Here is a 24,537-nt window from a genome sequence, read left to right as displayed (position 1 = left end):
CGCGAGCAAGCCCGCTCCCACATTTGGAATGCATTCCCCCTGTGGGAGCGGGCTTGCTCGCGAAGAGGCCCCTCAGTCACAGCAAAATCTCAACCGCGCACCAAGCTGCGCACCGCCACAATCTCCGGCACTTCAACCTTCTGCATATACACCCGCAACGGCTCGGCAATGTTGATCCGCTCATCAATATGTTGATCCAGCAGCAACTGAATCAACTCACGTTTAAGCGTCATGGTCTGCTCGGTCGCCGGCGCCCAGACGAACTCGCTGGTCGGAATAATGCCGTCATCGGCCACGTCCATGCCGAACGAATCTTCGCTGAAACGCACGATGTATTGACCGGTTTTACGATTGAGGCCAACAAAACCCTTGAGGTCGTCGGCAGCCTGGCAGATGAGTTGGGAGGTGATGCGCATGGTAAACCTCACGAAAAGTGATCGATGGTTTACACGCAAGGTGATCGAGTGGCGCGCCCTCTGCCGGGGCGTCTGCCGAGGGCAAGCGTACTGCAGTTGGCGAGCAGAATTGTAGGAAAATTCGGTTTTAATACATTTATGTCGGTCTGGCGATAGCACGCAATCGATTCAGTTGTTAAAAGGTACGTCTTTGAAACAGACCCGCGAAAGGATCTCGAACATGCCCGCCACTTTCACCAAAAGCGCCCTCATGCTGAGCCTGTTGCTCGGACTCGGTCAGGCGCACGCCGCCAGCCAGAGCAATCCCGACGCCGTGGCCGGGGCGCATGGCATCCCGCACCCGGCGGTGATCGCTCACCGTGGCGCGTCCTTCGATGCTCCGGAATCCACTGCCGCCTCCTACACACTGGCCCGCGACCTCGGCGCTGATTATCTGGAAATGGATTTGCAGCGCAGCAAGGATGGCGTGCTGTTCGCCCTGCACGACAACAACCTGCAGCGCACCACCGACGTCGCGAGCAAGTTCCCGGATCGCAAGGACAGCCCGGCCAACGCCTTCACCATGGCCGAACTGAAAACCCTCGACGCCGGCAGCTGGTTCAACGCCAAGTACCCGGAGCGCGCGCGTCCTTCTTATGCCGGGCTGAAAATTCTGACCCTGGACGAAATCATCAACATCGCCCAGGCCAACCCGCACCACAAGCCAGGCCTTTACATCGAAACCAAAGAGCCGCAACTGTTCCCTGGCATCGAGCATGACCTCAAGGAAAAACTGCAGCACCGCGGCTGGCTGAGCCCGGCCGGTTCGAAACTGGCGAAGAGTCCGTTGGGCGTGGGTCAGGGTAAAGGCAAAGTGATCCTGCAGACGTTCGAGAAAAACAGCCTCGAACTGCTGGAAAAAGAAATGCCGCAAGTGCCGAAAATTCTCCTGTTGTGGGTCGGCGAAGGCAGCATCGAACCGAAGTCGAAAGTGACTTTTGCCGAGTCGGGGGAGAAGGACAAAAACGTTTTCTACGGCAAACAGGAGCCGAAGTCTGAAGCCGAGTTCAAGCAGTGGGTCGACTATGCCAAGGCGCAAGGTGCAATCGGCACCGGCCCTTCCGCGAAGTTGACCAACAGCGGCGATCAAAGCTATTCGGATCTGGTGCAACCGTGGATGAATAAATACACCCACGATCAAGGCATGCTCGTTCACGTTTACACCGTCGATGAGCCGGTGGATTTCGAGAAAGTGATGGCAGCCGGTGTCGACGGCATCTTCACCAACCGCGCCAGCGAACTGTTGAAGTTCTATAAGCGTCCGGCGGCCGGCAGTGTTGATCAGGTGTTGAAGAACAACGGTTATTGAGCGGCGATCGAGTTGGCTGCATCGCGAGCAGGCTCGCTCCTGTAAGAGCAGTTTGTTGGCGGTGCTAGTTTTTAAGGGTGAATTAAGTTGCGCTGGTTAACCTGAACTCACTTAAACAGCTCACCCAATTAGACACACCACTAAAGGATTGAACCGATGAAAACTTTGACTGCCCTGTTTACTGCCGCTGCTCTGACCCTGACTGCTGGCCTGGCCCAAGCTGATGTTCGCGTCGACCAGATCCCTCAGTTGGTGAAGGAAGGCAAGATCAAGTCGCTGGAATCGATGAACGCCGAAGCGTTGAAACTGCACCCGGGTGCGACCATCACCGACACCGATCTCGATAACCACTTCAATGGTTATGAGTATGAAGTTGAACTGAAACTGGCCGATGGCACTGAGTGGGATGTCGACTTCGACGCCACTACCGGTAAAGTGCTGAGCAACAAGCAAGACCACTGATACAGCGCACTAGCGAAAGCCGCACGATTGAAAGATCGTGCGGCTTTTTTGTGTTTGGTCTGAGAGATTTGTCGACGGTGGGATTTTACCCCCTCACCCCAGCCCTCTCCCCCAAGGGGGCGAGGGGGAAAGGGAGCAAATCGTGAGCTTTTCAAAGTCAAAGTACGGCTCGAAATCTCAGGTCGGTGAACCTTAAAAGAACACCTCGGTCAGTCCCCTCTCCCCGGGAGAGGGTTAGGGTGAGGGGAAAAGCCATCACGCCGAAGTACTGACCAACGCCCCCGACGTACTCGACCCCGAATCCTGCAATGCCTGCAACAACGACGCCGTAGCCGTCTGCAAAGAAGCCGACGTCGTGGTGATCTGCGCCTGCGCCGCCGCCACATCCGCCGCTTTCGCGTCCGCGCTTTCCTGCTTCGCCTGCGCCGCTTGCAGCGCCTGTTGCTGTTGCTGCAATTGCTTTTGCAACTCCGCGATCTGCTTGCGCAGTTCCTTCACCGAATCCGATTCTTCACTGCTGCTGGAACTGCTATCCCCCGCCGGTGCCGCGCCGCCCGCCGCTTTCGGCGCATCGCCGGATGCACTCGCAGTCGCCGTCGCGGCGGTGGACGTGTCGTCGCCAACGTCGTTGATCGTGGTTTTACTGGTGGACGTAGTGACAGTCTGATTGATCGAAACAGAGCTGATGCTGACCATGGAAATACTCCAATACCGGTGATAGATAAGCGGTCATCGACCAGAGCCGCGTTGAATTGAGATCGACTGTGTACCCACACGGTATCGAAATCGGTACATGTCACCCCGTCATCGAGCGGTCACAAAACCGTCACGCACGATTGCGAAGATGCCGAGCAGGTGAATCTGTAAACCCCACGCCAGACGCCCTCCTCGCAGCGAGCCTCCATGAACCACAGCCTCGACATCAGTCATCGCGATCCCGATCTGTTTGGCCTGCTCTACGGTTTTCGTTTTCTGCCCGGCGAACGTGGTCGCGAAGTGGATTCGGCGACGGCATTACGCTGTTTGCAGGACAACAGCGACAGCGGCGAATTTCTCTGGCTGCACCTGAATTTGGCGCACGCCGCGTGCGAGCGCTGGATGAAGAGTCATCTGCAATTGCCTGAAGAGTTTTTCGAGGCGCTGCATGAAGGCTCGCGCTCGACGCGCATCGAGCATGTCGACTCGGCGTTGCTGGCGGTGGTCAACGATGTGGTGTTCAACCTCAGCAGCATGGTGTCGTCGGACGTGTCGACATTGTGGGTCTGCGTGCGCAGCAAATTGATCGTCAGCGCGCGCCTGCAACCGCTGCACTCGGTGGATAAATTGCGTTCGTCGGTGAAGGCTGGCGAGCGCTTTCGTTCACCGTCGGAATTGCTCGTGCATTTACTGCGGGATCAGGGTGAGGTGCTGACGCAAATCGTGCGCAAAACCAGCATGAGTGTGGATCAGGTCGAGGATGAATTGCTCTCCTCAAAGCTATCGACCAACCGTGCCGAACTGGGTGCCAATCGACGGGTGCTGGTGCGGCTGCAACGGCTGTTGGCGCTGGAACCGGGTTCGCTGTTGCGCCTGCTCAATCGGCCGCCGCCGTGGTTGCAGAAGGAGGACGTCAAGGAACTGCGCAAATCCACTGAGGAGTTTGCGTTGATTATTAACGACCTCACGGCGCTGGGTGAGCGGATCAAATTGCTCCAGGAAGAGATCGCCGCCAACCTCAACGAACAGAGCAACCGCACGCTGTTTACCCTGACCGTGGTGACGGTGCTGGCGCTGCCGATCAACATCATTGCCGGTTTTTTCGGGATGAATGTGGGCGGGGTGCCACTGTCGCAGGATCCGGAAGGGTTCTGGATATTGGTGGCGCTGGTGGCGACGTTTACCGTGATTGCCGGAAGGTGGGCGTTTCGTAAAAGAGGTGATTACTGACCCTTGCGCACCACAGATCTATTGTCGCTGCAGAGATCTATCGAGATGACAAAGATCCTGTGGCGAGGGGATTTATCCCCGTTCGGCTGCGCAGCAGTCGTAAATCCGGTGATCGCGGTTGAGCTGATACACCGAGGTGAATGGTTTTGGGGCTGCTTCGCAACCCAACGGGGATAAATCCCCTCGCCACAAAAGCTCTCCCCAGAGTTCAGGGATGGACTCAACAGATCAATGGTCAGGCTATTCATCCAAACACTGATCTGCCGCAGTCTCTCTGTAACATTCCGCAATGATCATGAGCGACATTCCTTCCCTCGCTGAGGATTGTCCGCTCATGGCTACTCCCTCCCTGACCGCCAGCCACACATCCGCCCCCAGCGGCAGGCCCGCCCTCGACAAGAAAACCAGCCCGTTCACCTACGTGATTTTTTTTGCCGTGCTGGCGATGGGCATGCTGTTCACCGCCTACAGCCTGATGCACGACATGCACGAACTCGGCACGGTCGTTACCACGTGGACGCCGTTTCTGCTGCTCGGCGTGGCGCTGCTGATTGCGCTGGGTTTCGAGTTCGTCAACGGTTTCCATGACACCGCCAACGCCGTCGCGACAGTGATTTATACCCACTCGCTGCCGCCGAATGTCGCGGTGGTCTGGTCGGGGTTTTTCAACTTTCTCGGTGTGCTGCTTTCGAGCGGCGCGGTGGCGTTCGGCATCATCGCGTTGCTGCCGGTAGAGTTGATTTTGCAGGTCGGCTCGTCGGCCGGTTTCGCGATGATTTTCGCGCTGCTGATCGCCGCGATCCTGTGGAACCTCGGCACTTGGTGGCTGGGTTTGCCGGCGTCTTCGTCGCACACGCTGATCGGTTCGATCATCGGCGTCGGCGTGGCCAATGCCTTGATGCATGGCCGCGACGGCACCAGCGGTGTCGATTGGGCGCAGGCGACCAAGATCGGTTACGCGCTGCTGCTGTCGCCGCTGGTGGGTTTCGGTTGTGCCGCGCTGTTGCTGCTGGCGCTGCGGGCGTTCGTGAAGAATCGTTCGCTGTACAAGGCACCGGAAGGCAACGCGCCGCCGCCCTGGTGGATTCGCGGTTTGCTGATCGCCACGTGCACCGGCGTGTCCTTCGCTCACGGCTCCAACGACGGCCAGAAAGGTATGGGCCTGATCATGTTGATTCTGGTCGGCACGCTGCCGATGGCGTACGCCTTGAACCGCACTATGCCCGAAGAACAATCGCTGCAGTTCGCCGCTGTGGCGCAAGTCACCCAGCAAGCGCTGGTGAAAAGTGCACCGCAGCCGGCGCCGGCCGATCCGCGCCCGATCCTTTCCGATTACGTGCGCAGCAAGGAAGCCACGCCGCAACTGATCCCCGCCCTCGCCGCCCTCACCGGGCACATTGGCGAAGAAGTCCGGGGCTACGGTTCGCTGGCAAAAGTTCCGGCCGAAGCGATGGGCAACGTGCGTAACGACATGTACTTGGCCAGCGAAAGTATTCGCCTGATGGACAAGAACAAGGTCGGCAATTTCGACGCCGACACCAGCAGCAAACTGCAACTGTTCAAGCAACAGATCGACAACGCCACGCGGTTTATTCCGCTGTGGGTGAAGATCGCCGTGGCCATCGCACTGGGGCTTGGCACCATGGTTGGCTGGAAGCGGATTGTGGTGACGGTGGGCGAGAAAATCGGCAAGACCCACCTGACGTATGCGCAGGGTGCGTCGGCGGAAACCGTGGCGATGCTGACCATTGGCGCGGCGGATATGTTCGGTTTGCCGGTGTCGACGACGCATGTGTTGTCGTCGGGCGTGGCGGGGACGATGGTTGCCAATGGCGGTGGATTGCAGATGAGCAACCATCCGCAATTTGCTGATGGCGTGGGTGCTGACGTTGCCGGCGGCGATCCTGCTGTCGGGCAGCCTCTACTGGCTGTTTACCCAGATCTTCTAATCACCACAACTCACCTGTGGGAGCGGGCTTGCTCGCGAAGAGGCCGTGTCAGCCAATACACGATTGACTGACCCACCGCTTTCGCGAGCAAGCCCGCTCCCACATTTGATTTTTGGTGTTTTTTAGAGGGTTGAGCGGATCACATCGCCGAGCCAATCCATAAATACCCGCACGCGCAACGGCAAATGTCGCTGCCGGGCATACAACAACGAAATCGCCATCGACGGCGCCGTGAACTGCGGCAACACCGCCAGCAGTTCGCCGTTATCCAAATGCGGTTTCATGCCCGAGCGCGGCACTTGGGTCAAACCGAACCCGCCCAGACACGCCGACTCATAAGCATCCGTGCTGTTAACCGTCACACTGCCCGCCATCGGCAAACGCTTAACCTCACCACCCTCCTCGTACACAAACCCTTCCGAACGCGAACCCAATACGCCGACGTAATGCACCAGCCGATGCTGCGCCAGATCCTCCAGCGTCTGCGGCACACCATAGCGTTCAAGGTAAGCCGGGCTCGCGCAGTTGATCATCGAAAAATCGCCCAAATGCCGCGCGACCACCGATTGATCCGGCTGCGCGCCAATGCGCACTACGCAATCAAAACCCTCGCTGAGCAGATCGACGCGGCGGTCAGTGCTGCTGATTTCCAGTTCCAGATTTGGGTGACGATCCATGAACTCAGGCAACAGCGGCATGACCAGACGTCGCGACAGAATGTTCGGCATGTCGACACGAATGCGCCCGGTCAGCGAAGCCTCGTCCTGACGGAACAACCCTTCAATCTCATCCATGTGCGAAAGCAGATCCTTGCTGCGTTCGTACAGCACCAGTCCGTCTTGCGTCGCCTGCACTTTGCGCGTGGTGCGCTGCAATAGACGCGTGCCGACCAGTGTTTCGAGTGCCTGCACATGTTCGGACACGGTAGAGCGCGGCAGGCCAAGGCTCTCGCCGGCGAGGGTAAAACTCGACAGTTCGCTGACCCGGACGAAGGTGCGCAGCAATTCCAGTTTGTTCATGTGAACACCTGACGATTGTTCGGCTGAGCCGATCAGTGATTCCGATTTCAGTCTGTTTATCACCTATCAGCGGACAAATAAACTGAGCCCATCACCACTCATCACAACCGAGGAAGTCCCATGAACCGCAAAATCGCATTGATCACCGGCGCCAGTCGTGGCCTCGGCAAAAACGCCGCCCTGCACCTCGCCGCCCAAGGTGTCGACATCATCGGCACTTACCACAGCCGCGCGGATGAAGCGCAGGCGCTGGTCGTCGAAGTGGAAAAACTCGGCGCCAAAGCGGTGATGCTGCAACTGGACGTCGGTCGCAGTGACAGCTTTGCCGGGTTCGGGGCGAAGGTTGAGCAAACGCTGCGCGAACAATTTGAACGCGAGCGTTTTGATTTCCTGATCAACAACGCCGGTGTCGGTTTGCACGTGAGTTTCGCCGAGACCACGGTTGAGCAATTCGACATGCTGATGAACGTGCATTTCAAAGGGCCGTTCTTCCTGACTCAGCAGCTCTTGCCGCTGATTAACGACGGCGGACGCATCATCAATATCTCCAGCGGCCTCGCGCGTTTCACCATCCCGGGCGCCAGTGCTTATGCGGCGATGAAAGGCGCGATTGAAGTGCTGACTCGTTATCAGGCGAAAGAGCTGGGCGCGCGGCAGATTGCTGTGAACACGTTGGCGCCAGGCGCGATTGAAACTGACTTTGGTGGCGGGACGGTTCGCGATAATTCGGCGGTGAATGCGATGGTCGCGGAAAACACTGCACTAGGACGCGCCGGTCAGCCGGATGATATTGGCGGGGCGCTGGCGTTGTTGCTGTCGCCGGGTGCGCAATGGATCAATGGGCAGCGGGTTGAAGCCTCCGGCGGGATGTTCCTCTAAACCTGACACCCATCCATTGTGGCGAGGGGATTTATCCCCGTTGGGGTGCGCAGCGCCCCCTCTTTTGATCCAGAAAAGATGGGCCTGCTGCGCAGGCCAACGGGGATAAATCCCCTCGCCACAGGTTTTGGTTAACCCTCACAAACACCACGGGTCATGAAGCGTTCGCGCAGCACGTCGTACGCCCAGTGATAAACATAGGTGTACGGCAGGAAGAACAGCAGCACGCCGATATCCAGCAAAAACGCCTGCCACAAACTTACCGACAACCACCACGCAATCAGCGGCACGCCCATCACGATCAAACCACCCTCGAACAGCAGCGCATGCACCACACGCACCCAGGCGTTGTGCGCAACATTCATCCGCGCCAGCACCCGGTCGAAGTAGCGGTTGAACACCACGTTCCAGCCCAGCGCCAGCATCGCGATCAACACCGTCACCGCGCCCATTTCAAGCATCGGTTTTTTCATCAACCACGCCAGCAGCGGCGTGCAGATCAGAATGGCCAGCAGTTCGAAACCAACGGCCTGGAAAATACGTTCAGTGATGGATTTAGGGGCAGTCATTGCCTGACTCCTTGAGTGAAGATGGTTGCCATGATCTACCCTCACACCGATACTTTATAACCAATAACCATCGATCAAGGCGATAGTTCATGGCCTCGCAAGAAGTGCTGTTGGCGTTTGTTCAAGCGGCGACTCAAGGTTCGTTTTCGGCGGCGGCGCGCAAACTCGGGCGCAGCCAGTCGACCATCAGCGCGGCGGTGGCCAGCCTTGAGATCGATCTGGATCTGGTGCTGTTCGATCGCAGCAGCCGTAAACCGACGCTCACCCCCGCGGGCCATGTGATGTTGCAACGAGCGGAGGCGATTCTGGCGGCGACCAGTCGTCTGGAGATGACCGCGCGGCAGTTGTCCCAGGGTGTCGAGCCGAAACTGACCGTGGCGATTTCCGACACGTATCAGTCCTATCGTTTTGAAGCGGCGCTGGTTGGGTTTGAGCAGCGTTATCCGGATCTGGAGCTGGAATGTCTGATCGCCGAATGCGAGGACTTGATCGAACTGGTGCAACGCGGTCGCGCACATCTGGCCTTCGCAGAGATGCAGGAAAACTACCCGCCAGATCTGGTGACCTCGACCGTGGCCGAACGCACGGAAATCGCTCTGTTCGTCAATCGCGATCATCCGTTGGCGACGCTTGATCACGTTGATCAGCACACCTTGGAACTGCATCGCGAGCTGCGCCTGGCGACCATCGTTAATCCGTACGACAGTCGTGGCAAAGGCCGGGTGTGGTCGGCGCCGAGTTATTTGATGTTGCTGGAAATGGCCGAAAAGGGTTTTGGCTGGGCGCCGTTGCCGCGTTGGCTGGCGCAGCGGTTTGGCAATGATTTGCTGGTGGAGTTGAAGGTGCGCGGCTGGCCTAAACCGGTGTTTGTCGATGCACTGTGGTCGCGGCTGTATCCGCCGGGGCCGGCGGGGAGCTGGTTGTTGAACAAGATGTTGGAATAGCGGCGCGGCCGATCAGGCCTAGGTCAAAAGCCCCTCACCCCAACCCTCTCCCAGAGGGAGAGGGGGCCGACCGCGGTGTCTTGCGGTTTACATCGACCTGAAATTTCGAGTCGATTATGGATTCACCGTTGTTTTTTCAGGTCGATGTACTTCTACAGCATCCCCCAATCAGTCCCCTCTCCCTCCGGGAGAGGGGGCCGACCGCGGTGTCTTGCGTCGTACATCGACCTGAAATTTCGAGTCGATTATGGATTCACCGTTGATTTTTCAGGTCGGTGTACTTCTACAGCATCCCCCAATCAGTCCCCTCTCCCTCCGGGAGAGGGCTAGGGTGAGGGCAATTTCAACGCCAAAAGCCGCCCCTCGATAAACCGCCGCTCCGGCTCCTGCCGCGTCAACTCAAGCGCCCGCAAATACGCCTCCCGCGCCTCTTCCACCCGCCCCAACTGCCGACAAAACTCCGCCCGCGCCGAATGCGCCAAGTGATAATCCTGCAACTCGCCCCGCGCCAAAATCCCTTCAATCAACTGCAACCCCGCCAACACCCCATCCCGCTTCGCTACCGCCACCGCTCGATTCAACTCAATCACCGGCGAAGGCACCGCCCGCAACAGCACGTCATACAAACCAACGATCTGCTCCCAATCCGTCTGAGCCGCCGTCGGCGCCTCGGCATGCACCGCCGCAATCGCTGCCTGCAAACAATACGGCCCAAACCGTCGCGTGGTCAGCGCGCGCTCGACCAGCGCGCAACCTTCAGCAATCAACCCGGCATCCCACAACGCGCGATCCTGATCATCCAGCAGCACCAGTTCACCACTCGGCGACGTGCGCGCCGAGCGTCGTGATTCGTGCAACAGCATCATCGCCAGCAGCCCCATTACTTCCGGCTCCGGCAGCAATTCCATCAACAACCGCCCCAACCTGATCGCCTCACGCGTCAGATCTTCGCGGGTCAGTTCAGTGCCGACCGACGCCGAATAACCTTCGTTGAACACCAGATAAATTACCCGCAACACGCTGTCGAGGCGCTCGGGCAATTCACTCAGGCTCGGCACCTGATAAGGGATTTTCGCGTCACGGATCTTGGCTTTCGCCCGCACGATGCGTTGGGCAATCGCCGCCGGTGCCAGAGAAACGCGCGGGCGATTTCTTCGGTGGTCAGGTCGCAGACTTCGCGCAAGGTCAGCGGCACTTGCGCATCCGCCGCCAGCGCCGGGTGACAACAGGTGAAGATCAGCCGCAGGCGATCGTCTTCCACGTCTTCGCCACTCCAGTCTGCCTGTTCGAGTTCTTCTAGTTGCGCCAGCAACATCGGCTGCGAGGCCTTGAACCGGGCGCGGCGGCGCAATACGTCAATCGCCTTGAAGCGCCCGGTCGAGACCAGCCAGGTGCGCGGATTTTCCGGCACGCCGTCGCGCTGCCAGCGTTCGACGGCGACGAAGAACGCCTCGTGCAAGGCTTCTTCGGCGAGGTCGAAATCACCCAGCAGGCGAATCAGCGTCGCCAGAATCCGCCGCGAGTCTTCGCGATAGACCTGCTCGACTCGCGCCCGAACCTCAGACATTCAACTGCCGCACCGGGCGCACTTCAACGCTGCCGACCCGCGCCGCCGGAATGTTGCCGGCGACCTGAATCGCTTCGTTGAGATCCTTGGCGTCGATCAGGTAGAAACCGGCCAATTGCTCCTTGGTTTCCGCGAACGGGCCATCGGTGATCGACAGTTTGCCGTTGCGCATACGCACCGTGGTGGCGGTCTGCACTGACTCCAAAGCCTCGGCGGCGACCATTCGCCCGCTGCCCTGAATCGACTCGGCGTAGGCCCAGCATTCGGCGTCTTCCGGGCTGTCTGGCGATGAATGCAGCAAGCGTTCATCGCTGTAGACCAAGCATAAATACTTCATGGCGTTCTCCTGAAGCGGACGGATCAACTATGGCTGAAGATCAGGGTTGCACATCGAACAGGGTCGCGCCGCTCATCGGATCGAACGGCGCCGACCAGTGTTCGTGAGCGATTTTCCACGCCCCGCCGACCTGCCGATAGCACGCAGTGACGCGCATCCAGCAGCTCTGGGTTTCGCCTTTTTCATTGGTGCCGCCGCAGTTGGCGACCCAGTGGGCGAAGGCGATGTTGTCGGCGCTTTCGATGGCGATTTTATGGAATTCGAAAATGTGCGGGCCGGGGCACATTTCCATGCACGCGACCCAGTGTTCGCGGTACGCCGGTTTGCCCTTGAATTGCAGGGCCTTGATCGCGTCGAACGAGACGACGTCGTCGGCGTATAGCGCCATGACTTTCTCTACGTCCTTTTTCATCACGGCGTCGCGGTAGGTGTTGATCAGGGTCTGGATTTCGGATTGTGCGCTCATGGTGTTCTCCGTGGTTTTTGTTGTGAAGACACCCTTAGTCGCTTGGTGGATCGGCAGATCGACAGGCGAAACAAAAAATTTCCACTGAGGCCAAAATCGCTAGAATCCGAGGCTTATCTTTGTAGGAAAAAGGAAATTCCCGTGTCAGCCCAACTCGTGCCGTACGACAGCCTGAATGCTTTGCAGCGTCAACAAGTCGAGGCGATTGAAATCCATGCCGAGCAGATCAAGTTCTCCGGCGATATTCACGGTGCGTTGCACACCTTGTTGTCGAAACCCGGCCCCGGCGTGAAGGGTTTTGCCTTGCTGGCGGATGAAGTGCCGGTGGCGTTTCTGCTGCTCAAGCGCCCGCCCGTGTTGCCGGCCTGGGCTGATGAACACAGCGCCACCTTGCATGCGTTGCAGGTTGATCGCCGCGCGCAGGGCAAGGGTTATGGCAAGGCGTGTCTGCAAGCGCTGCCCGAGGTCGCGCGTCAGGCTTGGCCGGAGATCAAAGGGCTGGAGTTGTCGGTGGACGCGGATAACGACGCGGCGATTGCGCTGTATGCAAAGCATGGCTACGTCGACAGCGGCGAAGCGTACAAGGGTCGGATCGGTTACGAACGGCGCATGGGGCTGGTTTTCTAAGTCATCGGGGTGCAAGGATGATCGGTTCGATCGAAGCGCTGGAAGCGATTTACGGATTGCCGCATGAACGGGCGGTGCGCAAGTAGATTGGCTTACTCAATGATGATTATCAGGCAATGGTGCGGGTGTCGCCGCTGGTAATCGTCAGCTCAGTCGGCGTCGATGGTTTGGACAATTCGCCGCGCGGGGATGCGCCGGGGTTTGTGCGGATCATTGATCAGAACACCCTGGCCCTGCCGGATCGCCCCGGCAACAATCGCATCGATACCTTGCGCAATGTCCTGCAGGATTCGCGGGTGTCGCTGCTGTTCATCATTCCGGGGATTGGCGAGACGTTGCGGGTCAACGGCACGGCGGTGATTAGTGCTGAGCCTGAGCTGTTGGAAAGCTTCGCGGTGAATGACAAACCGGCGAAAACGGTGTTGCTGGTGACGGTGGAGACGGCGTTCTTTCATTGCTCGAAAGCCTTTGTCCGTTCGGATGCGTGGAACCCGGAAACGCATCTGCCGCGCTCGGCCCTGCCGTCTGCCGGTGCCTTCCACAAACGTCTGAACGATGGCGAATTCGACGCCGAAACTTACGACCGGGAAGCGCCGACGCGGGTGTGTGAAAGCCTCTACTGAAAAAGATCTCATGTTCTCTTACAGGACTAAATAATCATCCTGTAAGAGTTATGCCACGAACAAGTCTCAAATCGTTTAAAACAGATAAAACCCTGTAAGTAAATTCTGATTTTCATCCTGGATATTGACGCCTCACTGTCAAACAATCTAGGTTGTAGCCATGAGCAAATTTATTAATTACTCAACAGCTTATGTAATTCGAACATCGACCTCAAACAAACAAACACTTAAAGCACTACACCACTCGTTTTTTAATAAAGAGAACAACATGATAGACTTTCTGATAAAAACCGCAAAGTCTAAAATCACGCACGATGAAATAATCATATTGGACGGAATAATCTCAATCCCAAAAAGCTATCTCCGAAAGAAAGCATTTTTAGAACCGACAAGCATCCTGATTATTTCCGGCTCTTTAATTGAGGGCATTGGAACAATTCACTCCGACATTGACTGCATTATACTCTGCGACGAGCGTCCCAAAGCTTGCAACATTAAAGATATCGAACACGCGTTTGTCACTGACGAGGATTATCGCCATATTACAAAGAACGAAAAAGTTCACAACACAACCGACTTCTACGGTGATACGAGCATCCACATCGACGCCGACTACATCACTTTCTCAGAAATTGAAGATATATATAAAAAAATCAACAAAGCTTTTGACGAAGTGATTTCGGACCAGCGATTTCTATATAACCCTGTACTCACAAATACAGAGAACAACATCGTTCACCGCTCTATTATTGGACATGCAATTACCAACGAAGAAAAATTTGATTCAATAAGAGCACAAATCCCCCTGAAAAAACATATCTACATTGCACATCGGGAAAAGCTTCCAGTTTTTTACGCATTTCAGGATATTCAAGGCTGCTGGCAGTCAGGAAATCTATGGATGGGCTGCGAGATAGCCAGGGACATGATGCTAAAAACATCCATGAGCTTCACCTACCTCACTGGCACCTCGAACAAGCATTACAAGTGGATATATTCAAATATGTATCGGATTGAAGGGTTCGACGCCATCAAAAATAAGTTTTTCGATTTAGCCAGGCAAGGAGCAACTACGGAAACAGAATGCAGATCTTACATCCAAGAGATTTTGGACTACATGGACTTGGTATTCCTCGCGATTGAAGGTCTTCTAAAAACAATAGATATATATCCAACGACAGAAACCTCCCTTGCCGCTCTTGATAATGAATTCAATGAACGCAAGCAAACCGAACATAAAACATCTGTGTGCGAGTACTACTTTAGGAAAAAGTATTTTGCTGCTTCCCAGACTCCTCCACTAACGACATTACTAAAAGAATGGGACTAATCCCCTCCCGAAACGCCACAAGCGATCCATACTATGGAAGTACTTAAATTATCTGTACCGCTGATGCTTTCAAGATTGGGAGATATGATAGGGTCACTGATTTTCTTCTCATTTATCGGCCATCACATTGTCGACTCTCTGAGTGCAGCATCATTCGCTTTGGCTTCAATATCTTTTTTGACCGTTGTCGGGATCGGTTTCTTTTCAAAAACATTAGTAACCGTTGCAGGCGCAAACAACTTAAGCACCACCAGCATAAACTCCGAAATAACCACATCATTTAATCTTGCAATTTTTTATGGGTTATTCAGTTCCGGTCACGATATTTCTAGCAGGTAGAATTTTTTTAGAACTTGATACCGACCCGAACAATGTGGAAGACTTCAAAGTACTTTTAACACTTTCGATTTCGCTGCCTGCCGTTTTCCTACAAACCACCATTTTCAACGTCTATAATGGCATCAGAAAAACGCAATACGAACTCACTTACACATGGCTATTGAATAGCGCACTCGCACTGACATGTTTTGCACTCATGAACATAGAGTCAAGTATAAATCTATACGATTTCATCATCACATACGTTTGCCTGCGTTATGTGTTCTCATGTGCAGCGCTGATCTTTTTCAGAACAACAACAAACAGACTCTTTAAAAGCTCTCCCCGCCTCGTTATATCAAGAGATGATTATATAAAGTACACAATTAACGGCTTCCCTATGGCACTGTGCTTCGGCAGCGAAAGCCTCCTTTTCTTTTTACTTTCCCTGATATCGAAACACATAAATGACATCAGCCTTTCTGCATACCAAGCTTCTATCCATGCAGCCAGTATCATATATATGATCTCTATAGGAATAGGAAATGCCGCAGGAATAATTACAGCACGCCATTACATCACGAAGAATATCCAAGCAATCTCAAAAACGTTTCTATTGTCTATCGGACTCGGATTACTCGTACTGTCACCCATCCTAGTGTCTTTTTATTACTTTAGTGAAAGTATCGCTCTAATCTACACATCCGACACAGCGACGAGGGTTCTCATAGAAAACAACATCATTATCTCAATACCCTTTTTAGTATTTGAGTTCATCTTCGTTGTCGCCAGATTGACTTTGAGAAGCATGAACGACTTTTGGATACCCACAATAATGACAATACTGACACTAAACATTTTTGGTGTGCTTTCTTCAGCAACCCTATTATTACTCTACGAGAACAACGTGCACTCAATATTCCTGGCATTAGTACTATGCTCATTTACTTTAATGCTGCTTTTACTCTGGAGATTAAGGTGCACATTAAAATACGCATCTAAAACCCTCTACATTGAAGAGAACCTACACGGAATAAAACAGCGCTGACCTTTTCTAATTAGTTTTGCGAGAATCGACCAATGAGACAGACCTCCTCATTTATCAACACAAAACATCAGCAGTCAACTTTGACAACGATAATCAGCGAGCATCATGCCTGGCGAACATTGAGTGGATTGCAAACGACCGACTATTACGCCTACCGCAACGCATTACTTAATGGATGTCATCTTCAACGTGCTCTATTCGAACTACGCCACCCAGAGGTAATGATATGTGACTTGAGCAATCTTGAGCCGATTTTTAACTACATGTCTGATTTACAAATAGTGAAAACCTGGTATCAAATCAACTCAGCCATTAATCAAGCAAAATTTGAAGGCATGCGCAAAATATTAGGCGATGGCCTATCACCGGAAATAGCTATTTCTGGGCCAAGCAAGAAAAAGCTCCTCGATTTTAAAAATGAGTTAATCGAAAAAATCCTATCGAAATTTATGAAACAGAAAAGACCCTCACACACCCAATCAACAAAGCGTGGTATATCGAAAAACAGATTACTTACAGATACCAATGATAACACCATTAACTTTCACAACCGCTTCTGCGCATTTTATAGTGCCTACATATCACATGAGCATTGGGACAGCTGCATTACGTTGAACACCCGATATATTTACGAAGACCATCCAATCTGGCATAAGATCAAAACACTATCCAAGAACAAACTATTTTTATTATCAGCCGGACTACCTATTGCTCTAGGTTATCTCGCGACAACTGGAGATGAAAAGATATTCTTTTCAGAAATTCATCGACAAAACGATGCAAATTTACTGACGCGCGATAGTGAGTTTTTGGATATTTTCCCTCACAAAGAAATAACAAATGAGCCTTGGTTGATTATAGACAAGTCATATACAGGCGGTAGCCTCAGGCAAGCTGGGAATATGATTAGAAAAAAAATCGGTTATAAAGCCGAGGTTAGAACTCTCGCATTGTTCCCGAAAACATTTAGCGCATTCATGAGCGCGGATTACGCCGTTTACGGAGGAAAACTATTTGAAGTGAGACTCTACGCATCACGCCTAAACAGAGAAACCTGGCACACACAACTCATATCCGAGAAATCAACATGAGAGCTCTATTCAGAGATGAACACGTTTCTGAACTGGAAGAATGTCTCTACAAGGCCAGGAAGCAACTACGTCGTTATTGGGCTGGAACGCTCGTATGCTTACCTGACTACGACATACCACAAGACAAGTGGATAAACGCCCAAACACAATCAGACTTAGATTGCCAATCTATATTATTTGAATGCCTTTCAAATATCAGTTTCAAGATCACAATATACTCAGAAGAAACTGACAACTTCAGCAGCTCCGATGAAAGCGAAGAGTTCTCACTTCTTATTGACCCATTAGACGCTACGCACAACGCAGTCCTTGGCTTCCCCGGCTACACATCAAGTGTGGCGCTTTATCACGAAGGCGCATATATATTTGGATGGGTGTATGACATATCAAGAGATTTGGTGTACACGGCAGCATTAAACGAGGGAGCGTATCTGCAATCCTCGATAATTGTTAAAAGACTTAAAACACGCACCACCCACTCTCTAACAGATATGAGAGTTTCTTTACATCGCCCCAAAGACGTTCAGGAGAGATCCAGAATTGAAAAAATAATATACTGTCCGCGGCGAAGGTTCGAATTTACTCCTGTTCCTCATTGGAAATCTGTCTTATTGCTGCCGGGGTACTTGATGCTTTTATTGACGTAGGCGCACCCGGACACGAACGGAGTTGTGATATTGCCGCAGCAGAGTTGATACTCAGAGAGGCGGGTGGCGTATTATTCGACGACAAAGGTGGTATCAGAAACAGCCTCCCCCCTTCACAAACATCGCTATCGGACACCGGAACGTTAATAGCCCTATCCACGAAAGAACTTATACGATTACTTTTATAACATACTGAACTGGAGACGAATCATGCTATTCGAAACAGTCGCCCTAAAACTTGAATTATTGTCTAATGGTGTTAATTTCTCTAAAGAATTCCTAGATTACTTTCAGAATCAATCGACTCACATTGAAAAAAGACGAGCATATGGTACAGGTGACAGTGTAATACTTGAACCAAACACGCACACACCGCAGGAAATAATTCTAGATGGACAAATCATCGCAGCCGCTAATTATAACCCTAATTCAGCGTACCAAGTCGTCTTAGCACAAGGAAATCCTGCATTAAGGCATGGAAGTAAAATTATAAAAATCACGTTCCCCACTAGACCGACAGCTTATGGAAAACATTTAAGTAACGGCGAGTTATTCGAAACACATTTAACCGTCTATGGTAACTCCACTCTCGGAGTATTCTCACCTGGCCACTGTTACTACTTCAATAATGGCAGAGAGTGCAAATTCTGCTCTCTGGGCGCTGCCAGAGAAAACCTTTCCGATCACAAAATGCGTATCAAAGGAGATTTGGCAGGAGAAGCAGTAGAGATAGCCACTGAGATCGAGAGTGGACGTTACAAGAGAGTACTGTTTAATGGCGGCACGATCCGGGACTATGATAAAGGCTACTCAATGCATTTAGACTTAATGGAGCGAGTTAAAGAGAGAAATACTGCAAGCAAACTCGAATACCACTTAATTACGATGCCACCCAAAGATTTCCGGCTATTCGAACGATTCAAAGGACTGGGCAATAATTTATCCATGAGCCTGGAAGTATTCAATGCAGATTTGTTTTCTGAAGTTTGCCCTGGAAAATCACAGGATTACACAAGAGCACGCTTCCTATCTGCGTTTGAAGCCGCTGTCGAAGTTCTTGGTCGCGGAAATGTATACGCAGGCTTTGTGGCAGGCATGGAACCTTTAGAGTCAATCATTGAAGGAATCGAATATTTCGGAAATATGGGAGTGGTGCCCGCGGTTGCAGTATTCCACCCCGATGCGGGCTCATACTACTCTACAAAAGCGCGTCCTTCCGTTGACTTTCTAAGCACACTCGGTAAAAAAATGTCAGAAATTTATCATAGAGAAGGCTTTAGACCGTTAATAGAAGGAAGTGGAAGAAACTCTTTAGATACTGAAGCGTACTTAGGAGGTTTTGCATGAATCATTCTTTGGGCAAAGGACTATTTATTGCATTCGAAGGTACCGATGGTGCAGGAAAATCAACGGTTGCGCGAGCGACATATGACAGAATTCTTGAATCCCATTCTGCACTGCACTATATAGACAAAAACCGCCCTCCAGTGCCTACAGGCTATACAGAGTTTCATATGTCTCGGCTACGTGAAGTCTTATGGGATTATCCGGACAATGCTCCCCTGGAACAATTAGGTGACAAACACTGGATGAGCCTCATAACTGCGTGGTTTCACGCCACAGATCACGCGGCTATAAAACCTTTAATCAATTCTGGCGCAAGTTGCATCGCCGATGGTTGGCATTATAAATACCTGGCGCGCTTCTTGCTCAAAAGTACTGATCTGGCTGAGGATGCGTTGACAATGTTCTCAACAATTAGAAAACCTGACTTCATAATTTTTTTAGATGTTGATCCGGCACTGGCAGCACAGCGAAAAGGATCATTTCGCCTTAGCGAGAGTGGGGCCTATGACGGCGCCAATGCAGATCCCCAGAAGGGCTTCATTGACTATCAGAATCGAGTTAGATCCAGTTATGAGCGCTGCGGTCTGATGAACTGGATAAGAATCGATACAACCGACCTAAGTGAGGAAGCCGTTCTCGATAAAGCGGTGACAGCAGTCCAGAGCATTCTTTGTAGGGAGTAGAAAGCAACGAACGTTTCTAACGACGGGCTGATCGACGCCGACAGCTACGAGCGCGAGGCGCCAAAATATGTGAGCGACACGCTTTACTGGCTCAACACGGTCCCCTGTAGGATTGAGCCTGCTCGCGATAGCGGTGTGTCAGTTAAATCGATGTTGTCTGACACTCCGCTATCGCGAGCAGGCTCACTCCTACAGGTTTTGATCGGGGTTGAATCAGAGAGTCAGGATCATCTCGTGCCACGCCATGCCGCCGTGATCCGACTCCGACGGTTTGATGTAGGCAAAGCCAAACCCGGCGTACAGCGGAATATGCTTTTCCTTGCACATCAAATGAATCGTCGCCTTGTCCATCCCGCGCATACGCTCGATAAACTCAGCCATCAAGCGCTTCGCCAACCCTTGCCCCTGATAATCCGGGTGCACCACCACCGACATGATCACCACGTTCGGCCCTTTCGGGTCATGGCCGATCAACTCTTTGAATGCCTCATCCGACATCTGCACATCAAACGCCGCGCCCGAATTGACGAAACCCGCCACCACGCCATCCACTTCCGCCACGACAAAGCCTTCCGGCCAGGTGGCGATACGCGTGGCGATTTTCTCGCGGGTGGCGGCTTCGTCGCCTTCGTAAGCAACGGTTTCGATGGCGTAGCAGCGATCCAGGTCGGCGGCGGTGACGTTGCGGATGACGGTGTTCATGGCGGCTCGGAAATCAGCAGAAGAAAGTGCCGAAAGCATAAAGGAATCGCGGGGGCATATCGATCCGCACACGGCGCAAACGCATGAGGCGGATCAGTGATCCGCCTCATCCCTGTGGGCTCAGGCCTTGGTATCGACCGGCACGCAGATTTCCAGTTTGCCAGTATGCAGGCGCGGGTTGAAATCGGCGCTGTAACGCTCCAGTTCCGGGGCATTCAGCTCGACGTAGTGAGAGGTCGGCAACCAGGTTTTGTAGATGTATTGCAGGGTTTGCGGCAACTGATCGAGCGGCCCTTTGTGTTCGAACACCGCGTATTGACGGGGCAGCACTTCGACCCAGCGATAGACGTCCTGCGGCAGTTCGTCGAGCTTGGTGATTTCCACGCCGGCGATGTAATCGAAGCCGCCCTTGCCGTCGAAATTGCAGCAGACGCCGTAGGTCACTTCGCCTTTTTGCCCGGGAATTCGTCCCAGGTGCGGCAGGAATTTCTCCCACAGCGCCGGGATGTCCTTGGCGGTGTCTTGGGTAAATCGATCGCCAAATCCTGCAATCAGCAGGAAGTGTCCATGTTCGAAGCGAGGTTCAGCCACTTCGACGCGTGTTTGCTCATCCATGACTCGACTCCTGGCACAAAAAAGGGGTTCGGCTGGGAGTATAGAAAGCCAAACCCGTTTCGCACGGTTACAGCGAATGCAACTGCTCGACGGCACCGGAACCGACGAATTCGTTGTAGCCGGATACGATCACGTAGACTGCGAAATAGCAGAAGATCGCTGCAGATGCCATGTAGGAATAGCGCAAAAGCCTGTCGCCCAGCAGCTTGCCACCGTGGCTGGCAGCAAAGCACAAACCGGCCGACCAGAGCAGCCCGGCGCAGAGGAAACCACCGAGGAACAGCGCCGAACTCACCGGGCCACCACCACCGGAGCGGGCGATCAGCGTGCCGCCCACCGCAGCGAACCAAAGAATCGCGCTCGGCGACGACATGGCGAGAAAAATCCCACGAAAGAATTCCTTGCGATGGGAGTTCTGCCCCACCTCCGCCGTCTCGGCCAGCAGCGCTTCGTGATGGATCGCCGAGTAAATCATTTTCGCCGCAAAGTAGATCAGCAGCGCCGAACCGCCGATCCACAGCACCCAACGCACGCTTTCGTATTGCAGCAGAACCGTCATCCCGGCCAGCGCCAGCACCGCGTAAATCAGGTCGCCGACGCAGGTGCCGAGGCCCAGCGCGAAGCCTTGAAAGTAACCGCGCTGCATCGCCAATGTGATCATTGCGATGTTGGCCACGCCGATATCCAGGCACAGCGAAAGGCTCAGCAAGAAGCCGCTGGTGAATTCCATCAACCATTTTCCTTGGAAAAATTTGTTAACAAACGGGCTGGACAGTATGCCATCACTGACCTTATCTTCCGCCACAGGTCACCGCAGTGACCAGCGTCGCTCGGACGGTTCCGGGCGCTTACGTTATCCGAGGCAACAATGGCCGAACAAGGTTCGCCGCGCCGCTTTGCGCGCATAGATCGACTCCCCCCTTACGTTTTCAACATCACCGCCGAGCTGAAGATGGCCGCGCGTCGTCGTGGTGAAGACATCATCGACTTGAGCATGGGCAACCCCGACGGGGCCACACCGCCGCACATTGTCGAAAAACTCGTACAAGTGGCCCAACGCGAAGACACCCACGGTTACTCGACGTCCAAGGGCATTCCGCGCCTGCGCCGGGCGATTTCCAACTGGTACAAGCAGCGCTACGAGGTCGACATCGACCCGGAAAGCGAAGCCATTGTCACCATCGGTTCCAAGGAAGGCCTCGCGCATTTGATGCTGGCGACCCTCGATCAGGGCGACACCGTACTGGTGCCGAACCCGAGCTACCCGATTCACATTTACGGTGCGGTGATTGCCGGCGCCCAAGTGCGTTCGGTGCCGCTGGTGCCCGGTGTGGACTTCTTCGATGAGCTGGAACGGGCGATTCGCGGCTCGATTCCGAAGCCGAAAATGATGATCCTCGGCTTCCCGTCGAACCCGACTGCGCAGTGCGTGGAACTGGATTTCTTCGAACGGGTGATCGCCCTCGCCAAGCAATACGACGTGCTGGTGATTCACGATCTGGCCTACGCCGACATCGTCTACGACGGCTGGAAAGCCCCGTCGATCATGCAAGTGCCGGGCGCCAAGGACATCGCGGTGGAGTTTTTCACCCTGTCCAAGAGCTACAACATGGCGGGCTGGCGCATCGGTTTCATGGTCGGTAACCCGGAACTGGTTAACGCCTTGGCGCGGATCAAGAGCTACCACGACTACGGCACGTTCACCCCGCTGCAAGTCGCGGCGATTGCGGCGCTGGAAGGTGATCAGCAGTGTGTGCGCGACATCGCCGAGCAGTATCGGCAGCGTCGTAACGTGTTGGTGAAAGGCCTGCACGAACTGGGCTGGATGGTCGAGAATCCGAAGGCATCGATGTATGTCTGGGCGAAGATTCCCGAGGCGTATGCGCATCTGGGTTCACTGGAGTTCGCCAAGAAACTGCTGGCTGAAGCGAAGGTTTGCGTCTCGCCGGGGGTGGGATTTGGTGAGTATGGCGACGATCACGTGCGCTTTGCGCTGATCGAAAACCAGGATCGCATTCGTCAGGCTGTGCGCGGCATTCGCGGGATGTTCCGGGCCGATGGATTAGTTACCAAATAACTGACCCACCTCCCTTGTAGGAGCCGCCGCAGGCTGCGATCTTTTGATCTGGTTTTTACAATCAAAAGATCGCAGCCTCGTTTCACTCGACAGCTCCTACAGGTGCCGTGTTCACGCAGACCATCACCCACAAAAAAACCGCATCGCTGCGGTTTTTTTGTGTCTGCAAGAAGCGCTTAAACGAACAGCGACAGCAGCAGAATGAAGCCCAACGCAACCACCGACAGGATGGTTTCCATCGCTGTCCAGGTCTTGAACGTCTCGGCCACGGTCATGTTGAAGTACTGCTTCACCAGCCAGAAACCGGCGTCGTTCACGTGCGACAGGATCAACGAACCGGCGCCAGTCGCGAGTACCAGCAACTCACGGTTAACGCCCGGAATCATCCCCACCACCGGCACCACAATGCCCGCGCCAGTGATGGTCGCCACAGTTGCCGAACCAGTCGCGATACGGATCACCGCCGCCACCAGCCATGCCAGCAGGATCGGCGAGATCTGTGCGCTGACCGCCATGTGGCCGATCACGTCGCCCACGCCGCTGGTCACCAGCATCTGCTTGAAGCCACCGCCCGCACCGATGATCAGGATGATCGCGGCGGTTGGCGCCAGGCTCGCGTCCAGCCACTTGAGCATCTGTTGCGAACCGATGCCTTGCTTGTAACCGAAGGTGTACAGCGACAGCAGCAACGCCAGCAGCAGTGCGGAGATCGGGTGACCGATCATGTCCATCCAGGTGCGGAAGAAGTGACCGTCCGGCAGCGCGACGTCGGCGAAGGTTTTCAGCAGCATCAGGAACACCGGCAGCAGCACGGTAACCAGGGTGATACCGAAGCTCGGCAGGCTCGCCGAGTCATCGTTTTCGCGGGCCAGTTGATCGACCAGTTCCTGATTCGGGTGACCCGGAATGTGCTTGGCGATGAAGGTACCGAAGATCGGACCGGCAATGATCGCGGTTGGCAGCGCCACGATCAGACCATAAAGAATGGTCTTGCCGATGTCCGCGCCGAACACGCCGATGGCCAGCAATGGGCCCGGGTGCGGTGGCACCAGACCGTGCACGGCGGACAGACCGGCGAGCAGCGGGATACCGATCTTGATGATCGACACGCCAGTGCGGCGCGCAACGATGAACACCAGCGGAATCAGCAGAACAAAGCCGATTTCGAAGAACAGCGGGATGCCGACCAGAAACGCGGCGAACATCATCGCCCACTGGACTTTGTCCTTGCCGAACGCACGAATCAGGGTCTGGGCAATCTGATCCGCCCCGCCCGATTCAGCCATCATTTTGCCGAGCATGGTGCCCAGCGCGAGGATGATGCCGACGAAACCGAGCACGCCACCGAAGCCGTCCTGGAACGCTTTGATGATGGTGCCGATCGGCATGCCGGAGGTCAGACCGAGGAACGCGGCAGCGATGGTCAGGGAAATAAACGGGTGCAGCTTGAACTTGGTGATCAGGACAATCAGTCCGATCACGGTGACCACTGCATCAAGCAGCAGAAACGCGTCGTGGGACATGCCAAACATTGGGGGTGTCTCCTG

25 protein-coding genes and 3 pseudogenes are annotated in these 24,537 nt (G+C 54.2%); 17 read left to right on the top strand and 11 right to left on the bottom strand.

What is annotated here, in order from left to right:
• Positions 1 to 89 precede the first annotated feature (89 nt).
• Positions 90 to 416 carry a DUF2025 family protein gene (locus ACZZ0D_RS03685; RefSeq protein WP_463552483.1) on the bottom strand — a complete coding sequence of 109 codons (327 nt, stop codon included), beginning with the start codon at positions 414 to 416 and terminating at the stop codon, positions 90 to 92.
• A gap of 220 nt (positions 417 to 636) precedes the next feature.
• On the opposite strand from ACZZ0D_RS03685, the gene ACZZ0D_RS03680 reads away from it, so the two are divergent.
• Entirely contained in the window at positions 637 to 1,764 is a 1,128-nt protein-coding gene (locus ACZZ0D_RS03680; protein ID WP_463552482.1) for a glycerophosphodiester phosphodiesterase, read from the top strand.
• A gap of 156 nt (positions 1,765 to 1,920) precedes the next feature.
• Positions 1,921 to 2,226, top strand: coding sequence for a PepSY domain-containing protein (locus tag ACZZ0D_RS03675; protein WP_282357912.1), 306 nt, complete (start codon positions 1,921 to 1,923; stop codon positions 2,224 to 2,226).
• Between the two features lie 255 nt (positions 2,227 to 2,481).
• On the opposite strand, the gene ACZZ0D_RS03670 is transcribed toward ACZZ0D_RS03675, so the two are convergent.
• Entirely contained in the window at positions 2,482 to 2,922 is a 441-nt protein-coding gene (locus tag ACZZ0D_RS03670) for a hypothetical protein (RefSeq protein ID WP_463552481.1), read from the bottom strand.
• A gap of 207 nt (positions 2,923 to 3,129) precedes the next feature.
• Between ACZZ0D_RS03670 and ACZZ0D_RS03665 the strand changes: the two genes are divergently transcribed.
• On the top strand, positions 3,130 to 4,152 hold the full coding sequence (locus ACZZ0D_RS03665) for a transporter (protein ID WP_463552480.1): 1,023 nt from the start codon (positions 3,130 to 3,132) through the stop codon (positions 4,150 to 4,152).
• 334 nt (positions 4,153 to 4,486) lie between these two features.
• Positions 4,487 to 6,101: pseudogene (locus ACZZ0D_RS03660) on the top strand (inorganic phosphate transporter).
• Positions 6,102 to 6,223: 122 nt separating this feature from the next.
• Here the strand turns inward: ACZZ0D_RS03660 and ACZZ0D_RS03655 are convergent.
• Positions 6,224 to 7,120, bottom strand: a complete 897-nt coding sequence (locus ACZZ0D_RS03655) for a LysR family transcriptional regulator (protein ID WP_401242020.1) — start codon at positions 7,118 to 7,120, stop codon at positions 6,224 to 6,226.
• A 120-nt stretch (positions 7,121 to 7,240) separates the two neighbouring features.
• On the opposite strand from ACZZ0D_RS03655, the gene ACZZ0D_RS03650 reads away from it, so the two are divergent.
• Complete coding sequence (locus ACZZ0D_RS03650) at positions 7,241 to 7,999, top strand: SDR family NAD(P)-dependent oxidoreductase (RefSeq protein ID WP_463552479.1); 759 nt, start codon at positions 7,241 to 7,243, stop codon at positions 7,997 to 7,999.
• A 131-nt stretch (positions 8,000 to 8,130) separates the two neighbouring features.
• Here the strand turns inward: ACZZ0D_RS03650 and ACZZ0D_RS03645 are convergent, their stop codons facing one another.
• Positions 8,131 to 8,568 (bottom strand): multidrug/biocide efflux PACE transporter, encoded by a 438-nt coding sequence (locus ACZZ0D_RS03645; protein WP_212543856.1) that lies wholly within the window; start codon positions 8,566 to 8,568, stop codon positions 8,131 to 8,133.
• A gap of 89 nt (positions 8,569 to 8,657) precedes the next feature.
• Here ACZZ0D_RS03645 and ACZZ0D_RS03640 point away from each other — a divergent pair, with 89 nt between their 5' ends.
• On the top strand, positions 8,658 to 9,512 hold the full coding sequence (locus tag ACZZ0D_RS03640; RefSeq protein ID WP_463552478.1) for a LysR family transcriptional regulator: 855 nt from the start codon (positions 8,658 to 8,660) through the stop codon (positions 9,510 to 9,512).
• 326 nt (positions 9,513 to 9,838) lie between these two features.
• Here the strand turns inward: ACZZ0D_RS03640 and ACZZ0D_RS03635 are convergent.
• From ACZZ0D_RS03635 to ACZZ0D_RS03625, 3 genes and pseudogenes are all read right to left on the bottom strand, one after another.
• Positions 9,839 to 11,079, bottom strand: a pseudogene (locus ACZZ0D_RS03635) (RNA polymerase sigma factor).
• Positions 11,072 to 11,416 (bottom strand): YciI family protein, encoded by a 345-nt coding sequence (locus tag ACZZ0D_RS03630; protein WP_008081988.1) that lies wholly within the window; start codon positions 11,414 to 11,416, stop codon positions 11,072 to 11,074. Before ACZZ0D_RS03630 ends, ACZZ0D_RS03635 begins: the two are co-directional and overlap by 8 nt.
• A gap of 40 nt (positions 11,417 to 11,456) precedes the next feature.
• On the bottom strand, positions 11,457 to 11,882 hold the full coding sequence (locus ACZZ0D_RS03625) for a YybH family protein (RefSeq protein WP_463552477.1): 426 nt from the start codon (positions 11,880 to 11,882) through the stop codon (positions 11,457 to 11,459).
• 141 nt (positions 11,883 to 12,023) lie between these two features.
• Here ACZZ0D_RS03625 and ACZZ0D_RS03620 point away from each other — a divergent pair, with 141 nt between their 5' ends.
• The 10 genes and pseudogenes from ACZZ0D_RS03620 to ACZZ0D_RS03575 all read left to right on the top strand — a co-directional run bounded on the left by ACZZ0D_RS03620 (position 12,024) and on the right by ACZZ0D_RS03575 (position 19,596).
• Positions 12,024 to 12,509 (top strand): GNAT family N-acetyltransferase, encoded by a 486-nt coding sequence (locus ACZZ0D_RS03620; protein ID WP_159812775.1) that lies wholly within the window; start codon positions 12,024 to 12,026, stop codon positions 12,507 to 12,509.
• Positions 12,510 to 12,526: 17 nt separating this feature from the next.
• Positions 12,527 to 13,132, top strand: a pseudogene (locus ACZZ0D_RS03615) (pyridoxamine 5'-phosphate oxidase family protein).
• Positions 13,133 to 13,400: 268 nt separating this feature from the next.
• Positions 13,401 to 14,462 carry a hypothetical protein gene (locus ACZZ0D_RS03610; protein WP_463552476.1) on the top strand — a complete coding sequence of 354 codons (1,062 nt, stop codon included), beginning with the start codon at positions 13,401 to 13,403 and terminating at the stop codon, positions 14,460 to 14,462.
• A 33-nt stretch (positions 14,463 to 14,495) separates the two neighbouring features.
• Positions 14,496 to 14,801 carry a hypothetical protein gene (locus tag ACZZ0D_RS03605; protein WP_463554841.1) on the top strand — a complete coding sequence of 102 codons (306 nt, stop codon included), beginning with the start codon at positions 14,496 to 14,498 and terminating at the stop codon, positions 14,799 to 14,801.
• On the top strand, positions 14,761 to 15,828 hold the full coding sequence (locus tag ACZZ0D_RS03600) for an MATE family efflux transporter (RefSeq protein ID WP_463552475.1): 1,068 nt from the start codon (positions 14,761 to 14,763) through the stop codon (positions 15,826 to 15,828). Before ACZZ0D_RS03605 ends, ACZZ0D_RS03600 begins: the two co-directional genes overlap by 41 nt.
• Before the next feature lie 32 nt (positions 15,829 to 15,860).
• Positions 15,861 to 16,919: a hypothetical protein gene (locus tag ACZZ0D_RS03595; protein WP_463552474.1), complete on the top strand. Its 1,059-nt coding sequence runs from the start codon at positions 15,861 to 15,863 to the stop codon at positions 16,917 to 16,919.
• Positions 16,916 to 17,566, top strand: coding sequence for an inositol monophosphatase family protein (locus tag ACZZ0D_RS03590; protein ID WP_463552473.1), 651 nt, complete (start codon positions 16,916 to 16,918; stop codon positions 17,564 to 17,566). The genes ACZZ0D_RS03595 and ACZZ0D_RS03590 overlap by 4 nt, the downstream gene beginning before the upstream one ends.
• Positions 17,515 to 17,754, top strand: a complete 240-nt coding sequence (locus ACZZ0D_RS03585; RefSeq protein WP_463552472.1) for an inositol monophosphatase family protein — start codon at positions 17,515 to 17,517, stop codon at positions 17,752 to 17,754. Before ACZZ0D_RS03590 ends, ACZZ0D_RS03585 begins: the two co-directional genes overlap by 52 nt.
• 22 nt (positions 17,755 to 17,776) lie before the next feature.
• Positions 17,777 to 18,913 (top strand): radical SAM protein, encoded by a 1,137-nt coding sequence (locus tag ACZZ0D_RS03580; protein WP_463552471.1) that lies wholly within the window; start codon positions 17,777 to 17,779, stop codon positions 18,911 to 18,913.
• Entirely contained in the window at positions 18,910 to 19,596 is a 687-nt protein-coding gene (locus ACZZ0D_RS03575) for a dTMP kinase (RefSeq protein WP_463552470.1), read from the top strand. The genes ACZZ0D_RS03580 and ACZZ0D_RS03575 overlap by 4 nt, the downstream gene beginning before the upstream one ends.
• Positions 19,597 to 19,809: 213 nt before the next feature.
• On the opposite strand, the gene ACZZ0D_RS03570 is transcribed toward ACZZ0D_RS03575, so the two are convergent.
• From ACZZ0D_RS03570 to ACZZ0D_RS03560, 3 genes are all read right to left on the bottom strand, one after another.
• Positions 19,810 to 20,298, bottom strand: a complete 489-nt coding sequence (locus ACZZ0D_RS03570) for a GNAT family N-acetyltransferase (protein ID WP_053122958.1) — start codon at positions 20,296 to 20,298, stop codon at positions 19,810 to 19,812.
• Positions 20,299 to 20,418: 120 nt separating this feature from the next.
• Positions 20,419 to 20,913, bottom strand: coding sequence for a GyrI-like domain-containing protein (locus tag ACZZ0D_RS03565; protein ID WP_053122959.1), 495 nt, complete (start codon positions 20,911 to 20,913; stop codon positions 20,419 to 20,421).
• A gap of 67 nt (positions 20,914 to 20,980) precedes the next feature.
• A complete protein-coding gene (locus ACZZ0D_RS03560; protein WP_463552469.1) occupies positions 20,981 to 21,643 on the bottom strand; it encodes a LysE family translocator in 663 nt (220 codons plus the stop codon).
• 138 nt (positions 21,644 to 21,781) lie between these two features.
• On the opposite strand from ACZZ0D_RS03560, the gene alaC reads away from it, so the two are divergent.
• Positions 21,782 to 22,990, top strand: coding sequence for an alanine transaminase (gene alaC / locus ACZZ0D_RS03555; protein WP_053122962.1), 1,209 nt, complete (start codon positions 21,782 to 21,784; stop codon positions 22,988 to 22,990).
• Positions 22,991 to 23,166: 176 nt separating this feature from the next.
• Here alaC and ACZZ0D_RS03550 read toward each other — a convergent pair whose 3' ends face one another.
• Complete coding sequence (locus ACZZ0D_RS03550; protein ID WP_053122964.1) at positions 23,167 to 24,522, bottom strand: GntP family permease; 1,356 nt, start codon at positions 24,520 to 24,522, stop codon at positions 23,167 to 23,169.
• Positions 24,523 to 24,537: the final 15 nt, after the last annotated feature.

This window comes from Pseudomonas sp. AC193, from assembly GCF_979258075.1.
Note: the sequence above shows the minus strand (reverse complement) of the source record. Positions and strands in the feature narration are given on the sequence as shown.

Bases quoted from the DNA above. Each gene is read 5' to 3' on its own strand.
- ACZZ0D_RS03625 (WP_463552477.1), bottom strand. From the start codon at position 11,882: ATGAGCGCACAATCCGAAATCCAGACCCTGATCAACACCTACCGCGAC.
- ACZZ0D_RS03575 (WP_463552470.1), top strand. From the start codon at position 18,910: ATGAATCATTCTTTGGGCAAAGGACTATTTATTGCATTCGAAGGTACC.
- ACZZ0D_RS03565 (WP_053122959.1), bottom strand. From the start codon at position 20,913: ATGGATGAGCAAACACGCGTCGAAGTGGCTGAACCTCGCTTCGAACAT.
- ACZZ0D_RS03590 (WP_463552473.1), top strand. From the start codon at position 16,916: ATGAGAGCTCTATTCAGAGATGAACACGTTTCTGAACTGGAAGAATGT.
- ACZZ0D_RS03680 (WP_463552482.1), top strand. From the start codon at position 637: ATGCCCGCCACTTTCACCAAAAGCGCCCTCATGCTGAGCCTGTTGCTC.
- ACZZ0D_RS03605 (WP_463554841.1), top strand. From the start codon at position 14,496: ATGGAAGTACTTAAATTATCTGTACCGCTGATGCTTTCAAGATTGGGA.
- ACZZ0D_RS03580 (WP_463552471.1), top strand. From the start codon at position 17,777: ATGCTATTCGAAACAGTCGCCCTAAAACTTGAATTATTGTCTAATGGT.
- ACZZ0D_RS03550 (WP_053122964.1), bottom strand. From the start codon at position 24,522: ATGTTTGGCATGTCCCACGACGCGTTTCTGCTGCTTGATGCAGTGGTC.
- ACZZ0D_RS03685 (WP_463552483.1), bottom strand. From the start codon at position 416: ATGCGCATCACCTCCCAACTCATCTGCCAGGCTGCCGACGACCTCAAG.
- ACZZ0D_RS03670 (WP_463552481.1), bottom strand. From the start codon at position 2,922: ATGGTCAGCATCAGCTCTGTTTCGATCAATCAGACTGTCACTACGTCC.
- ACZZ0D_RS03655 (WP_401242020.1), bottom strand. From the start codon at position 7,120: ATGAACAAACTGGAATTGCTGCGCACCTTCGTCCGGGTCAGCGAACTG.
- ACZZ0D_RS03600 (WP_463552475.1), top strand. From the start codon at position 14,761: ATGGGTTATTCAGTTCCGGTCACGATATTTCTAGCAGGTAGAATTTTT.
- ACZZ0D_RS03595 (WP_463552474.1), top strand. From the start codon at position 15,861: ATGAGACAGACCTCCTCATTTATCAACACAAAACATCAGCAGTCAACT.
- ACZZ0D_RS03570 (WP_053122958.1), bottom strand. From the start codon at position 20,298: ATGAACACCGTCATCCGCAACGTCACCGCCGCCGACCTGGATCGCTGC.
- ACZZ0D_RS03665 (WP_463552480.1), top strand. From the start codon at position 3,130: ATGAACCACAGCCTCGACATCAGTCATCGCGATCCCGATCTGTTTGGC.
- ACZZ0D_RS03645 (WP_212543856.1), bottom strand. From the start codon at position 8,568: ATGACTGCCCCTAAATCCATCACTGAACGTATTTTCCAGGCCGTTGGT.
- ACZZ0D_RS03610 (WP_463552476.1), top strand. From the start codon at position 13,401: ATGATAGACTTTCTGATAAAAACCGCAAAGTCTAAAATCACGCACGAT.
- ACZZ0D_RS03650 (WP_463552479.1), top strand. From the start codon at position 7,241: ATGAACCGCAAAATCGCATTGATCACCGGCGCCAGTCGTGGCCTCGGC.
- ACZZ0D_RS03640 (WP_463552478.1), top strand. From the start codon at position 8,658: ATGGCCTCGCAAGAAGTGCTGTTGGCGTTTGTTCAAGCGGCGACTCAA.
- ACZZ0D_RS03560 (WP_463552469.1), bottom strand. From the start codon at position 21,643: ATGGAATTCACCAGCGGCTTCTTGCTGAGCCTTTCGCTGTGCCTGGAT.
- ACZZ0D_RS03675 (WP_282357912.1), top strand. From the start codon at position 1,921: ATGAAAACTTTGACTGCCCTGTTTACTGCCGCTGCTCTGACCCTGACT.
- alaC (WP_053122962.1), top strand. From the start codon at position 21,782: ATGGCCGAACAAGGTTCGCCGCGCCGCTTTGCGCGCATAGATCGACTC.
- ACZZ0D_RS03630 (WP_008081988.1), bottom strand. From the start codon at position 11,416: ATGAAGTATTTATGCTTGGTCTACAGCGATGAACGCTTGCTGCATTCA.